This is a genomic window from Gemmobacter lutimaris, from assembly GCF_003570715.1.
Taxonomy (GTDB): Bacteria; Pseudomonadota; Alphaproteobacteria; order Rhodobacterales; family Rhodobacteraceae; genus Gemmobacter; species Gemmobacter lutimaris.
The window spans coordinates 30,172-43,523 of the sequence record NZ_QXXQ01000002.1 but is presented as its reverse complement, the minus strand read 5'-3'; the positions used below and the strand labels follow the sequence as shown (position 1 = coordinate 43,523).

Annotated in this window: 13 protein-coding genes; 7 read left to right on the top strand and 6 right to left on the bottom strand. The window is 62.6% G+C overall.

Features of this window, described 5'->3' with window-relative positions; translation table 11 throughout:
* Positions 1-11: 11 nt before the first annotated feature.
* Together tuf and D2N39_RS03335 are read right to left on the bottom strand one after the other, a co-directional pair.
* Positions 12-1,187 (bottom strand): elongation factor Tu, encoded by a 1,176-nt coding sequence (gene tuf / locus D2N39_RS03340; protein ID WP_119133402.1) that lies wholly within the window; start codon positions 1,185-1,187, stop codon positions 12-14.
* A 91-nt stretch (positions 1,188-1,278) separates the two neighbouring features.
* On the bottom strand, positions 1,279-1,884 hold the full coding sequence (locus D2N39_RS03335; protein WP_233557045.1) for a hypothetical protein: 606 nt from the start codon (positions 1,882-1,884) through the stop codon (positions 1,279-1,281).
* 115 nt (positions 1,885-1,999) lie between these two features.
* Here D2N39_RS03335 and D2N39_RS03330 point away from each other — a divergent pair, with 115 nt between their 5' ends.
* The gene (locus D2N39_RS03330; protein ID WP_119133401.1) at positions 2,000-3,355 is read left to right on the top strand and encodes a cytochrome P450; all 1,356 of its coding nucleotides are present in this window, start codon (positions 2,000-2,002) and stop codon (positions 3,353-3,355) included.
* A gap of 119 nt (positions 3,356-3,474) precedes the next feature.
* Here D2N39_RS03330 and D2N39_RS03325 read toward each other — a convergent pair whose 3' ends face one another.
* Together D2N39_RS03325 and greA are read right to left on the bottom strand one after the other, a co-directional pair.
* A complete protein-coding gene (locus D2N39_RS03325; RefSeq protein ID WP_119133400.1) occupies positions 3,475-4,464 on the bottom strand; it encodes a hypothetical protein in 990 nt (329 codons plus the stop codon).
* Positions 4,465-4,479: 15 nt separating this feature from the next.
* The gene (gene greA / locus D2N39_RS03320) at positions 4,480-4,950 is read right to left on the bottom strand and encodes a transcription elongation factor GreA (RefSeq protein ID WP_119133399.1); all 471 of its coding nucleotides are present in this window, start codon (positions 4,948-4,950) and stop codon (positions 4,480-4,482) included.
* 286 nt (positions 4,951-5,236) lie between these two features.
* On the opposite strand from greA, the gene D2N39_RS03315 reads away from it, so the two are divergent.
* Both D2N39_RS03315 and D2N39_RS03310 read left to right on the top strand, forming a co-directional pair.
* Positions 5,237-6,880: an electron transfer flavoprotein-ubiquinone oxidoreductase gene (locus tag D2N39_RS03315; RefSeq protein ID WP_119133398.1), complete on the top strand. Its 1,644-nt coding sequence runs from the start codon at positions 5,237-5,239 to the stop codon at positions 6,878-6,880.
* 96 nt (positions 6,881-6,976) lie between these two features.
* Entirely contained in the window at positions 6,977-7,765 is a 789-nt protein-coding gene (locus D2N39_RS03310) for an HTH domain-containing protein (RefSeq protein ID WP_119133397.1), read from the top strand.
* A gap of 3 nt (positions 7,766-7,768) precedes the next feature.
* Here the strand turns inward: D2N39_RS03310 and lepA are convergent, their stop codons facing one another.
* A complete protein-coding gene (gene lepA, locus D2N39_RS03305) occupies positions 7,769-9,568 on the bottom strand; it encodes a translation elongation factor 4 (protein ID WP_119133396.1) in 1,800 nt (599 codons plus the stop codon).
* A complete protein-coding gene (locus D2N39_RS22785; protein WP_158589768.1) occupies positions 9,555-9,965 on the bottom strand; it encodes a hypothetical protein in 411 nt (136 codons plus the stop codon). Before D2N39_RS22785 ends, lepA begins: the two co-directional genes overlap by 14 nt.
* 25 nt (positions 9,966-9,990) lie before the next feature.
* Between D2N39_RS22785 and D2N39_RS03300 the strand changes: the two genes are divergently transcribed.
* The 4 genes from D2N39_RS03300 to D2N39_RS03285 all read left to right on the top strand — a co-directional run bounded on the left by D2N39_RS03300 (position 9,991) and on the right by D2N39_RS03285 (position 13,349).
* Complete coding sequence (locus D2N39_RS03300; RefSeq protein WP_158589767.1) at positions 9,991-11,037, top strand: Hint domain-containing protein; 1,047 nt, start codon at positions 9,991-9,993, stop codon at positions 11,035-11,037.
* A gap of 185 nt (positions 11,038-11,222) precedes the next feature.
* Positions 11,223-11,537, top strand: coding sequence for a hypothetical protein (locus D2N39_RS03295; protein ID WP_119133394.1), 315 nt, complete (start codon positions 11,223-11,225; stop codon positions 11,535-11,537).
* Positions 11,538-11,543: 6 nt separating this feature from the next.
* Complete coding sequence (locus D2N39_RS03290) at positions 11,544-12,569, top strand: DUF2332 domain-containing protein (RefSeq protein WP_119133393.1); 1,026 nt, start codon at positions 11,544-11,546, stop codon at positions 12,567-12,569.
* Between the two features lie 81 nt (positions 12,570-12,650).
* Positions 12,651-13,349: an NAD-dependent deacylase gene (locus tag D2N39_RS03285; RefSeq protein WP_119133392.1), complete on the top strand. Its 699-nt coding sequence runs from the start codon at positions 12,651-12,653 to the stop codon at positions 13,347-13,349.
* The last annotated feature ends 3 nt before the right edge of the window (positions 13,350-13,352 follow it).

Here is a 13,352-nt window from a genome sequence, read left to right as displayed (position 1 = left end):
TCTCGGGATCATTATTCAATGATCTTCGACACAACGCCGGCGCCGACGGTGCGGCCGCCTTCGCGGATGGCGAAGCGCAGCTTCTCTTCCATCGCGATCGGCGCGATCAGCGACACGTTGAACTTCAGGTTGTCGCCCGGCATCACCATCTCGGTGCCTTCCGGCAGTTCCACGGTCCCGGTCACGTCCGTCGTGCGGAAGTAGAACTGCGGACGGTAGTTCGCGAAGAACGGCGTGTGACGGCCACCTTCCTCTTTGGTGAGGATATAGGCTTCGGCTTCGAACTTGGTGTGCGGTTTCACCGAGCCGGGCTTGCACAGCACCTGGCCGCGCTCGATCCCTTCACGGTCCACGCCGCGCAGCAGCAGGCCGACGTTGTCGCCAGCTTCGCCCTGGTCGAGCAGCTTGCGGAACATCTCGACGCCGGTGCAGACGGTTTTCTTGGAAGCGCGGATACCCACGATTTCCAGTTCTTCGCCGACTTTCACAACGCCGCGCTCGATCCGGCCGGTGGCCACGGTGCCACGACCCGAGATCGAGAACACGTCTTCGACCGGCATCAGGAAGGGCTGGTCCACAGCGCGGGCCGGGGTCGGGATGTATTCGTCCACAGCCGCGATCAGCGCGCGGATCGCGTCTTCGCCGATTTCCTTGTCGGTGCCGTTCATCGCCGCCAGAGCCGAGCCCTTGATGATCGGAATGTCATCGCCGGGGTAGTCATACGACGACAGCAGTTCGCGGATTTCCATTTCCACGAGTTCCAGCAGTTCCGGGTCATCGACCTGGTCCACCTTGTTCATGAACACCACCATGTAGGGGATGCCCACCTGACGGCCCAGCAGGATGTGCTCGCGCGTTTGCGGCATCGGGCCGTCGGCCGACGAAACCACGAGGATCGCGCCGTCCATCTGCGCCGCACCCGTGATCATGTTCTTCACATAGTCCGCGTGGCCGGGGCAATCGACGTGCGCATAGTGACGCGCATCCGATTCGTACTCGACGTGCGCCGTCGAGATCGTGATCCCGCGCGCACGCTCTTCCGGCGCACCGTCAATCTGGTCATAGGCGCGGAATTCACCAAAATACTTGGTGATCGCAGCGGTCAGCGTCGTCTTCCCGTGGTCAACGTGGCCAATCGTGCCAATGTTGACGTGCGGTTTGTTCCGTTCAAACTTTGCCTTTGCCATGGGGGCCCTCGCGGTCTGTGGGGCCCTGAGGACAAGGCCCGTCAATCTACACCGGCCGCGACTTAGCCATGAAAACCGGGAAAATCAAGCCTCACTTGCCGGAAGCGGCCTCATCTTCGGGCTTCACGGCGGAGGCTACCTTCGCCTCCTTCCCCTTCGGAGGCAGGTCGAACCATTCCGGGTTTTCTAGGAACCATTTCTCCACCGCCTTGACGGCATTGAAGGACAGCGCCGCCATCTGCTGTTCGCGCGTCTTGGTCAATCCCGAACCCACGACACTTTCGCCATCCAGACTTTCGAAAATGGTCATCTGCTTGCCTTCACCGCTCAGCTTCTTCTGCTGCGCGTCGTCCCAGACATTCGCCGTGATCACCAGCACCGATTTCGGCGACAGAACCACAGGAATACCGGGCGGGGCCAGTGCATAGGCATCGACCGCAATGCCGATATTGTAGATCCGATTGCCCTCGTATCGCCCGAAACGATCCTCCACCGCCTTCTTCATGGCGGTCTCCCATTCCTCAACTGTCGCCTCGCGCGAGATCGGCACCTTCTGCATCTTGTCGGCCACGACGATGTTATGTCCCAGCACGAAATCGCCCAGATCCGCGGGCGGGTCAGACAGGTCGTTCTTCGCACAGGCTCCCAGCAAAACCAGGGCCAGGGACAGGACAAGACGGCGGTCAGTTCGCAACATCGGCACTCTCCGGTCGGGGGCGCCCACCGGATTACCCGCTTGCCGCCACCGGCGCAACGCCGGGCCGTTGTCCCGCGCGCTTCGGCGCCTATATCCATGGCGACAGGAGTCCCCGATGGATGCAGCCGCCCCACCTCTCCCCGTCCGAGTGCCGCTCGCGACCGAGCCCCTGGGCATCCTCGGCTCACTGCGCGCCGGACGCCGCAACGTGCTGGAGCTGATCCCTGAAATCGCCACCCATGCCCCGATCCTGTCCGGTCGCACAGGCAAGCGCTGGCACATGGTGATGGACCCGGCTGCGCTGAAACAGATCCTGCGGGATCGCGTGCAGGATTACCCGAAATCCGTGGTCACCAAGCTGTTGCTGGAACCCGCCATCGGTGACAGCCTTTTCGTGGCTGAAGGCCAAAGCTGGCTCTGGCAACGCCGGACCGCCGCGCCGGTGTTTTCGCAGCGCAATGTCGCCGCCCTCGCCCCGGTGATGACCGCCGCCGCCGAAACCGCCTGCACCCGCATCGCCGCCGCCGGGCCGCGCGCGGTCGATCTCTTCGACGAAATGGTCCGCACCACTTTCGACGTCATCTCCGACGTGACCTTCGCAGGCGGCGAGGGCCTTGACCGCGCCGCCGTCCACCGCGCCATCGAAGATTACATCGCAGGCACCGCCAGGGTCTCGCTGCTCGACATCCTCGGCATGCCTGGCTGGGTGCCGCGCCCCTCCCGTCTGCAGGCTCGTGCCCATATGGGCGCAATGAAACAGATGGCCGACAGCACGATTGCGGGTCGCAGAACCCGCGGTGCCTCTGCTCCGCCAGATCTGCTCGATCTGCTGCTGGCCGGGCAAGATCCCGAAACCGGCCGCCGGATGACAACGGCGGAACTGCGCGACAACCTGCTGACCTTCATCGTGGCGGGCCATGAAACCACTGCGCTCACCCTGTCGTGGGCGCTCTACCTCGCCGCTTTCGATCCCGCCCGACAGGCCCGCGCTAGGACCGAAGCACAGGCCCGCCTTGGCCCGCGTGCCGCCACGGTAGATGACCTGCCCCACCTGCCCTTCATCCGCGCCATGGTTGAAGAAACCCTGCGCCTCTATCCGCCCGCCGCATTCCTGTCGCGCACCGCCCAAACCCCGGACCGGCTCTGCGGCCGCGAGGTCCGCCCCGGTGATACGGTGATTCTGCCCATCTACGCCCTGCACCGGCACCACAAGCTCTGGCCCGACCCTGACGCCTTCCGGCCCGAGCGCTTCCTCGATCACCGTCCAGAACGCTTCGCCTTCCTGCCCTTCGGCGACGGACCCCGAATCTGCATCGGCGCCAGCTTCGCCATGCAGGAGGCGGTGATCATCCTCGCCACACTGCTGGCCCGTTTCACCTTCGCACCCGTCCCCGGCCGCACCCCGAAACCCGTGATGATCCTGACCCTGCGTCCCGAAGGCGGTGTCTGGCTCACTGCCACGCCGGTCTGATATTTGCTTCTTGCAAAATACTCCTGCCGGAGGCGCACCCGAGGCGATCCGCCATCGGCGGACGCCGAGACAAAAGTCGCGCGGGCCCGCAAGGGCCCGCTCTGCCCGAAAAGCGCGGGCTACTCGAAAACCCCCGCGACCCGGCCAAACAGCATGAAGGCGCGCGCGGTACGGGTATCTGCCAGATCGACCAGTTCGGCATCGCTCGCGTTCTTCTCGAACTCGGTAAAGGTCTTGTCGAAGGTCCGCAGGAAATGATGCGCCGCATCGCGGAAGATCGGGTCTTCCCGCATCCTCCCCGCCGTCAGCGCCAACGACGACCGGTCACGAATCCCCCCCAGCCCCGAAATCGCCCGCCCGCGCTCGCCTTGGGCAAAACTGCGCCACAGTTCGGGCCGCGCGCGCTCGGGTTTCAGGTCATCCATGTAGATGCCTTCCTGCGCCAGAAGCGTCAGAACGTCCTGTGCCGCGCGGATCAGCTTGGCAACCGTGCGATCCTCCAGCGCCAGACGCAGCGCCCGAAAACCGTCGCGGTCATCCGGGTTCTCGGGAAATTGCAGCGCCCGGATGAATTCGGCCACCGACAGCGGCGCGCGCAGGTCTTCGGCCGGCGTCCCAAGTGCCAGCGCGGGCTGATCCTCGCCCACGCCAACCCTGGACGGAACGACAAGCGCCGCCTTGCGGTCAGCCGATGCCTGCACCAGCGAAGCATCGCGGCGCGAGGTGAATGTGGCCAATACCGTCTCTGCCGTCTTGGCCGCGCGCTCGATCTCTTGCAGCTTCTGCTCGACCGAGGGCTGTACCTGGCTTTGCACCCAGGCAGCCCGCATCGTCTCGACCGAGGCTTGCAACCGCGCGGCCTCGGCCCGCAGATCCTGCACCGAGCGCAGCGTCGTCACCCCGATCCAGATCAGCGCGATGGGCAGGAAAACCATGACCAGCGTCATCACCAGATCAAGGGTCCCGCCCTCCCCCGGCCCGGCCAGAAGATAGGCGGCGACAGCCACCACCCAGATCACACTCAGCGCGGCGGCCACGGCCTCCACACGCGAAAACCGGGCACCGGTCTCTGCCGCGCCACCGTTCGGGCTGTCATGCGGTTCGGGCATGGTGCCTCCCTCGCCTCAGATGTAACGGACGCTCAGCACTTCGTAACTGCGGTCACCGCCCGGCGTCTTGACCTCGACACTGTCGCCTTCGTCCTTGCCGATCAGTGCCCGCGCCAGCGGCGAGCGGATGTTCAGCAGCCCGCGCTCCAGATCCGCCTCGACCTCGCCGACGATCTGATAGGTCTTTTCCTGATCCGTGTCTTCGTCCACCAGCGTCACCGTGGCACCAAACTTGATCGGTCCCGACAGTTTCGCGGTGTCGATCACTTCGGCCAGCGACAGGGTGCCCTCAAGCTCCTTGATGCGGCCTTCGATGAAGCTCTGCTTCTCGCGGGCGGAGTGGTATTCGGCATTTTCCGACAGGTCACCCAGTTCACGCGCCTCGGCGATGGCCTGGATGATGGCGGGCCGCTCCACCGATTTCAGGTGCTTCAGCTCGCCATCCAGCATGTCGAACCCTGCGCGGGTCATCGGAATCTTTTCCATCGGTCTCTCACCAAAAAACAAAGCCACGGCCCGGCCAGGCCATGACTCTCCTTCGTCTTCGCCTCACCAGACCGCACCGGCGCCGCAAATGCAAGGGGCCGCGGCAGGGAAACGACAGATGGGCGGATGCTTGCGTCATAGTTGCCGCAAGAATATTTCTCCTACGCCGCGATGCAGCGATTTGATGTTGCGTCACGATTGACGGGCGCTTTCCCTTGGGGCAGACAAAACCCCGGACAAATCCAGCAAGCGGCGCGTGGCGCCCGTAGCCACAGGGGAGACGCGGATGGCAGAGATCGAACGCGAGAGCATGGAATACGATGTCGTGATCGTAGGCGGCGGGCCTGCGGGTCTGTCAGCGGCGATCCGGCTGAAACAGCTCGACCCCGATCTGAATGTCGTGCTGCTGGAAAAGGGGTCCGAAGTCGGCGCGCATATCCTTTCGGGCGCCGTGCTGGATACCTGCGGTCTGGATGCGCTGCTGCCCGACTGGCAGTCAATGGACGCCCCGATCAAGACCGAGGTGAAAGAGGACAATTTTTATATCCTCGGCCCGGCCGGTCAGGCCCGCATCCCGAACTGGCCCATGCCGCCCTTCATGAACAACCATGGCAAATACATCGTCTCGATGGCGAATGTCTGCCGCTGGATGGCCGGCGTGGCCGAGGGGCTGGGGGTGGAGATTTTCCCCGGCATGTCCTGTTCGCAACTGGTTTACGAAGGCGACCGGGTGGTCGGCGTCGTCGCCGGCGAATTCGGACTGGGCGAGGACGGCCAGCCCGGCCCGAACTACGAGCCGGGGATGGAGCTGCGCGGCAAATACGTCTTCCTCGCGGAAGGCGTGCGCGGGTCGCTGTCGAAAGAGGTCATCGCGAAATATGACCTGTCGAAGGGCCATTGCCCGCAGAAATTCGGCATCGGCATGAAAGAGATCTGGGAGATCGACCCCGCCAAGCACCGCGAGGGCACGGTCACGCATACGATGGGCTGGCCGCTCGGGTCGAATGCCGGGGGCGGTTCGTTCATCTACCACCTTGAAAACAATCAGGTCTACGTTGGCTTTGTGGTTCACCTGAACTATGCCAACCCGCACCTCTACCCCTACATGGAGTTCCAGCGCTTCAAGCATCACCCGATGGTGGCCGATCTGCTGGCAGGCGGCAAGCGCGTGGCCTATGGCGCCCGCGCGATCAGCGAGGGCGGCTGGCAGTCCATGCCCAAGATGGTGGCGCCGGGTGTGGCCCTGCTGGGCTGCTCGGTCGGCATGGTGAACGTGCCGCGCATCAAGGGCAACCACAATGCCATGCTGTCGGGCAAGGCCGCGGCTGAAGCCGCCTTTGACGCGATCAAGGCAGGCCGCGAGGGCGACGAACTCGCTGCCTATGAAGCCGAGGTGCGCAGCGGCCCGATCGGCAAGGATCTGAAGAAGGTCCGCAACGTCAAGCCGCTGTGGTCGAAATTCGGCCTCATCGCCTCGCTGATGGGCGGCGGCGCCGATATGTGGCTGAACACCATCGGCCTGACGCTGTTCGGCACGCTGAAACACGGCAAGACCGATGCGGCCGCGACCGGCAAGGCCAAGGACTTCAAGAAGATCGACTATCCGAAGCCCGATGGCAAACTGTCCTTCGACCGTCTGACCAACGTGGCCTTCAGCTTTACTAACCACGATGAAAGCCAGCCCGCGCATCTGAAGCTGAAAGACCCGTCGCTGCCAATCCGCGTCAACCTGCCCGAGTATGACGAGCCGGCGCAACGCTACTGCCCCGCCGGCGTCTACGAGGTGATCGGCGAGGGCGCCGAGGCGCGGTTCCAGATCAACTTCCAGAACTGCGTCCACTGCAAGACCTGCGACATCAAAGACCCGTCGCAGAACATCAACTGGACCACACCACAAGGCGGCGACGGCCCGAACTACCCGAACATGTAAGGCAAAAGCGGCAGGGGAAACCCTGCCGCGTCAGATACGTTGTCAAGTAGTAACGCTCTAGCTAAACTGCTATGAACATAGTCACTTGAGAGCTACATGTCGGACTTAGCATGGAAAGAAGCTGCCATAGCTGTGCTCACACGGTCTGGTCAGGCTTTACATTATAAAACAATTGCCGAGAAAATCGAGGAGATGAAACTCCGGCGCTCTCTTGACGCAACTCCTGCAAATACGGTATTTGTTGCGATTAATAATTCAATCAAAAATGAGGGTGAAGTCAGCCCGTTCATAAAAACAAACCCGGGCATCTTTATGCTTCGGTCCGAAACTGGCGCACAAATTGATGTGGTTCGCAGTGCCGATCAAGAATCCGAGATCGAAACCAAGTCTATCGTTAAATCTGTTGGTATGTATTGGCACGCCAGCAAAGTGATTTGGCGACACAAACCGAGGCTACTTGGACAGCAACAGCAAGGCGCCAAATCAATCGACTTCTGCGAACAGGTTGGCATCTACCTACTCTATGACAGATCCCGCGTAATTTACGTTGGGCGCTCAGTAGATAGGCCTTTGGGGGTTCGTCTGTCTGAACATACGCGCGACAGATTGAACGGTCGCTGGGATCGCTTCTCGTGGTTTGGTTTGAAGGGTGTGGATTCTACCGGAAAGTTAGGAGAGCCAGATTTCTCTGTTGGTATTCCTCAGATAATTTCCTTGATGGAAGCCATCCTCATTGAATCTCTTGAACCATCTCAGAATCGCAAGCGTGGCGATGACTTTTCTGACATTGAGTTCTTGCAAATTGCAGACCAAGAAAAGCGCAACCAAACAACGCAAGCCTTGCTAACAATGATACAGCAGCAATGGAATGAAGGTGAGGAATAACCCTCACCCATCCATCTTGAGCGCATTGATGAAGGCGCTTTGCGGGATTTCCACTTTCCCGAACTGGCGCATCTTCTTCTTGCCCTCTTTCTGCTTCTCCAAGAGCTTCTTCTTCCGGGTCGCGTCGCCGCCATAGCATTTCGCGGTCACGTCCTTGCGCATGGCGCTGATCGTCTCGCGCGCGATGACACGGCCGCCAATCGCCGCCTGAATCGGAATCTTGAACATGTGGCGGGGGATCAGCTCTTTCAGCTTTTCCACCATCACGCGGCCCCGCGCCTCGGCCCGGTCACGGTGGACCATGATCGCCAGCGCATCCACCGGCTCGTCGTTCACCAGAATGGACATCTTCACCAGATTGTCCTCGCGGTATTCCGACAATTGATAGTCGAACGAGGCATAGCCCTTGGTCACCGATTTCAGCCGGTCGTAGAAATCGAACACCACCTCGGCCAGCGGCAGGTCGTATTCCACCATGGCGCGGCTGCCGGCATAGGTGAGATTCAACTGGATGCCCCGGCGATCCTGGCAGAGCTTGAGGATGTCACCCAGATATTCGTCCGGCACCATGATCGTGGCCTTGATGCGCGGCTCTTCGATATGGTCGATATAGGTCAGGTCGGGCATGTCGGCGGGGTTGTGCAGCTCGCGCACCTCGCCATCCTTCATGTGCAGCTTGAAGACCACAGAAGGCGCGGTGGTGATCAGGTCGAGGTCATATTCCCGCTCCAGCCGGTCGCGCACGACTTCCAGATGCAGCAAGCCCAGGAAGCCCATGCGGAAACCGAAGCCCAGCGCGGCCGAGGTTTCCATCTCGTAGCTGAAGCTCGCGTCGTTCAGCGCCAGCTTTTCGATGGCGTCGCGCAAAGCCTCGAAGTCATTCGCATCGACCGGGAACAGGCCGCAGAAAACCACCGGCTGCGCCGGTTTGAACCCGGGCAGCGGCGCGTCGCAGGGCTTGCGCTCATGCGTGATCGTGTCGCCGACGCGGGTGTCGCGGACCTGCTTGATCGAGGCGGTCAGCACGCCGATCTCGCCCGGCCCCAGTTCGGGAATATCCACCATCTGCGGTTTCAGCACCGCCAGCTTGTCGATGCCGTAAACCGCGCCGGTCTGCATCATCTTGACCCGGTCGCCCTTCCTGATCACGCCGTCAATGACACGGATCATGACGACGACGCCCAGATAGGCGTCATACCAGCTGTCCACCAGCATGGCCTTCAGCGGTGCGTCGCGGTCGCCTTTGGGCGCGGGCAGGCGCTTCACGATGGCCTCCAGCACATCGGGAATGCCGAGGCCGGTCTTGGCCGAGATCGGGATCGCATCAGAGGCGTCGATGCCGATCACATCCTCGATGTTTTCCTTCACCCGCTCCGGGTCGGCCGCCGGAAGGTCCACCTTGTTGAGCACGGGCACGATGTCATGGCCCGCATCAATCGCCTGATAGACATTGGCCAGCGTCTGCGCCTCGACCCCCTGCGACGCATCCACAACCAGAAGCGAACCCTCGACCGCGCGCATGCTGCGCGAGACTTCATAGGCAAAGTCAACGTGACCGGGCGTGTCGATCAGGTTGAGGATGTAGGTATTGCCATCCTTCGCCGGATATTCGATCCGCACGGTGTTGGCCTTGATGGTGATGCCGCGCTCGCGCTCGATATCCATGCTGTCCAGCATCTGCGCCTTCATGTCGCGCGCAGCCACCGTGCCCGTCATCTGGATCAGACGGTCGGCGAGTGTGGATTTGCCGTGGTCGATATGGGCCACGATCGAGAAATTGCGGATGCGGTCAAGCTGGGTCATGGGCGCGCGTATATCCTGTCCCGCAAGGGCCGGGAAGGGGGATTTGCGCCGGGCCGGATGCCGAAAAATCCGGCATCATCGCACTGGCGAGGGGGGAATATTCCCGAGGCTGCGGCAGCGCAACTTCGTTTCCGTTCCAGAAACAGCCCGATATTGCAGATTTTTCCGGTAATTGCACGAATTCCTTAATGCAATCACGCATTTGCCGAAGTTTTGCCGCAATTTGACAGAGGCGCACAGCATCCGCATTCCCTGTAGCAGCGGCCCGCTGCCATGGACCGCCGCCCAGCAAGGGCGTTACCAGTTCGGGGGAATTTGCGATGCCGACCAGTACGGTCAATTGGCTATGGATCGGGAACCTGCCTGCCATCGACAGCACAGCTTCCAGCAATGTCACTCAAAGCCAGCTCAATGCCGCGGGCATGACTGGTTATTCCGTTACCGGGCCGGGGCATATCGCCCCCGTCGCCGTTACCGGCACCACCACGACCAGTGGCGGGGCGCAGGTCTTCACCGCGCCGTTCAACCCGACCAACAACTTCCTCAGCCAGTTCAGTTTCGACAGCCCGACCACATCGGGAACCATCAGCGGCCAGACGATCCAGACCACATTCCGGGGTGACATCACCATCACCCTGCCTGACGGCAGCACCTCTGGTCAGGTGGCGACCGTCGTGCAAATGACAAACGGCGATCTGTTCCTGCGACCGAATGCCAATTATCTGCCCGACTGGGACGGCATCAACGCCCTGCGCTCGATCACCGTCAATCAGGCGACGCCGTTCCCGAACAATACCGTGCTGAATGCCGTCATCTCGTTCGATCCCGATATTTTCGACATCGAAATCCCGTGCTTCACCGCTGGCACGACGATCCGCACCCCGAAAGGCCCGTGCGCAGTCGAAACCCTCTGCCCCGGCGACAGGGTGGTAACCGCGGATCACGGAACACAGGTCGTGCGCTGGATCGGCAAGCGCAGCCTTTCTGCCGCAGAACTGGTTGCCGCAGAACACCTGCGCCCGGTGTGTATCGCCGCCGGGGCGCTTGGCCCCGGTCAACCCGAGCGCGACCTGCGGGTCTCGCCCCAGCACCGGATGCTGGTTCGCTCACGCATCGCGCAGCGGATGTTCGAGGCTGACGAGGTTCTGGTGGCTGCCTGCCACCTGATCGGCCTGCCCGGTATCACGCGCGACGACAGCCTGCGGCCCGTGACCTATGTGCATCTGATGTTCGACCGGCACGAGGTCATCTTTGCCGAAGGCGCCCCCAGCGAAAGCCTTTATCCGGGGCCGATGGCCATGCGGGCGCTGGGGGCGACGGCGGCGCGCGAAATCCTCGACCTGTTCCCGGATCTGGCGATTCTTGATAGTCAGCGCCTGATGCCTGCGCGTGTGCTGGTGCCCGGTCGCCGCGGCCGACAGATGGCGGAACGGCATCTGCGCAATCACGCAGCTTTGCTGGCCGCCTGACCGTCACACCACATCATCTTGCGGCGGGGCGGCATCTGCCCCGCATCATCCGGCAGACAGGCCGGGTTTTCGGCCGTTTTCTGCCGGTTTGCGCCAGATCATTGATAAATTTGCCCCGAATCGTCATAATCACTGCCAGAAAATGACCGGGGAGGAACATCCCCCCGGCGGCAAGAGGCAGAGACATGAAGAAACTGGTTCTGGCAGGCGCCTTTGGCGCATTGGTGCTTCCCGTCATGGCGACGTCTGCGCTGGCTGGCTCGATCGAGCGGGCCTGTCTGCGCTCGGATCGTGGCTCGGCCAATCCGGCGGTTTGCGGCTGCATCCAGCAGGTTGCCGACATGACGTTGACCGGGCGTGACCAGCGCAAGGCGGCCAAGATGATGGCCGACCCCGATCTGGCGCATGAGGTCTGGATTTCCAAGCGCGAGGCCGATGACGCCTTCTGGGAACGCTACAAATCCTTCGGCCAGACCGCCGAGGCCTATTGCGCCGGCTGATCCGCCGTGGCTGACCGCCTGCCTGCGGCCTTTGCCGAGCAGGCGGCGAACTGTGCCGCGCTTGGCTCCCCCTTCATGGAGCGGCTGATGCGCCATCTGGCGGCGCATTGGCCAGATGATACCGCACTGGCTCAGCACTTTGCAGCCTGGCCGGGCGAGATCGGGCCGCGCGGGGCTTCCTTGCCACTGCGGCTGGCCAGCGGGCTTCATGCGCTGGTTCTGTCCGGTCAGAATGCGGAACTGGCGGCCGCCTACCCCGGTGGATCGGGCGGGAATCTGGCAGCGGCAGTCGATCGGGCACTGCACCGCCACGATGCTTTCCTTGCCCGCTGGTGCGACCGCGCACCGCAAACCAATGAAATCCGCCGATCCGCCGCGCTGATTGCTGTTGCACATTGGCTGACCGCCCGTCACGGCTTGCCCATCACCCTGTCGGAACTGGGCGCAAGCGCCGGGTTGAACCTGATGTTTGACCGCTATGCACTCGAGATCGGCGGGCATTGCTTCGGCCCTGCCAATGCCGTCTTGCAACTGGTGCCCGAATGGCAGGGATCGCTGCCTCCCGTCGCAAAGCCTGTCATCACAGACCGGCGGGGTGTCGATCTGGCCCCGCTCCGCGCAGGCCGCCCGGAGGACGAGTTGCGCCTCCTGTCCTGCCTGTGGCCCGATCAGGCCGAACGTCTGGCCCGCACCCGTGCTGCGCTGAAAGTGCAATCGGCGATGGTCGATCAGGCGGATGCGGTGGACTGGCTGGAACAGCGCCTTGCAACACCCCGCCCCGGCCAGCTTCATCTGATCTATCACACGATCGCCTGGCAATATTTCCCGGCCGAAGCACAGGCGCGCGGCAGCCGCCTTCTGGAAGCCGCGGGCACGCGCGCCACGGCTGATGCCCCCGTGGCCTGGTTCGGGATGGAGGCCGACGATAGCGCCGAGGGCGCCGGGCTGCGCCTGCGACTCTGGCCTGATCATCTGGATATGGCGATCGGCAGGGCGGGCTTTCACGGCCAATGGATACACTGGCAGGGCTAGACCTGCTGTCCGGCCTGCCCATATTGCCCTGAAGGACAGGATGGTCAGGCTGCTCGTCGGACGTTAAAGGGATAAACCGCCATGGAAACCATCGTGATCCTGACCGGCGCGGGTATCAGTGCGGAAAGCGGGCTGGGCACCTTCCGCGACAAGGATGGTCTCTGGACCCGTTACGACCTGAACGAGGTTGCCACGCCCGACGGCTTTGCCCGAAATCCCGCACTGGTGCATGAGTTCTACAACGCCCGCCGCGCCAATGCCCGCACGGCCAAACCGAATGCAGCGCATGAGGCGCTGGCACGACTGCAACGCGCCTGGCCCGGCAAAGTGTGGATCGTGACGCAGAATGTAGATGACCTGCACGAACGCGCTGGATCAACCGGAGTTTTGCACCTGCACGGCGTGCTGGAAGGCGCGCTGTGTGCCCGATGCGGCCAGCGCTGGTCTGCTCCGGCACGGATGCACCCGGCCGACCCTTGCCCCGCCTGCGGCGAAGCGCAAACCCGGCCGGACATCGTGTGGTTCGGGGAATACCCCTATCATATGGCTGAGATCTGGCCTCTGTTGCGCGCAGCCGATCTGTTCGTCGCCATCGGCAGTTCCGGCACCGTCTACCCCGCTGCGGCCTTTGCGCAGGATGCCGGACGGGCCGGGGCGCATTGCCTTGAACTCAACGCAGAGGCAAGCGCCACAGCCCCGGATTTCGACGAGATCCGGCTTGGCCCCGCCACACAGATCGTCCCCGCATGGGTGGACGAGATACTGGCGCGGCGGGGCTGAGTC

Excerpts from the sequence above, each read along its gene's own strand:
- D2N39_RS03310 (WP_119133397.1), top strand. The coding sequence starts at position 6,977 with ATGTCGGACTTAGCATGGAAAGAAGCTGCCATAGCTGTGCTCACACGG.
- D2N39_RS03300 (WP_158589767.1), top strand. The coding sequence starts at position 9,991 with ATGACTGGTTATTCCGTTACCGGGCCGGGGCATATCGCCCCCGTCGCC.
- D2N39_RS03295 (WP_119133394.1), top strand. The coding sequence starts at position 11,223 with ATGAAGAAACTGGTTCTGGCAGGCGCCTTTGGCGCATTGGTGCTTCCC.
- greA (WP_119133399.1), bottom strand. The coding sequence starts at position 4,950 with ATGGAAAAGATTCCGATGACCCGCGCAGGGTTCGACATGCTGGATGGC.
- D2N39_RS03325 (WP_119133400.1), bottom strand. The coding sequence starts at position 4,464 with ATGCCCGAACCGCATGACAGCCCGAACGGTGGCGCGGCAGAGACCGGT.
- lepA (WP_119133396.1), bottom strand. The coding sequence starts at position 9,568 with ATGACCCAGCTTGACCGCATCCGCAATTTCTCGATCGTGGCCCATATC.
- D2N39_RS03330 (WP_119133401.1), top strand. The coding sequence starts at position 2,000 with ATGGATGCAGCCGCCCCACCTCTCCCCGTCCGAGTGCCGCTCGCGACC.
- D2N39_RS03285 (WP_119133392.1), top strand. The coding sequence starts at position 12,651 with ATGGAAACCATCGTGATCCTGACCGGCGCGGGTATCAGTGCGGAAAGC.
- tuf (WP_119133402.1), bottom strand. The coding sequence starts at position 1,187 with ATGGCAAAGGCAAAGTTTGAACGGAACAAACCGCACGTCAACATTGGC.
- D2N39_RS03335 (WP_233557045.1), bottom strand. The coding sequence starts at position 1,884 with ATGTTGCGAACTGACCGCCGTCTTGTCCTGTCCCTGGCCCTGGTTTTG.
- D2N39_RS03315 (WP_119133398.1), top strand. The coding sequence starts at position 5,237 with ATGGCAGAGATCGAACGCGAGAGCATGGAATACGATGTCGTGATCGTA.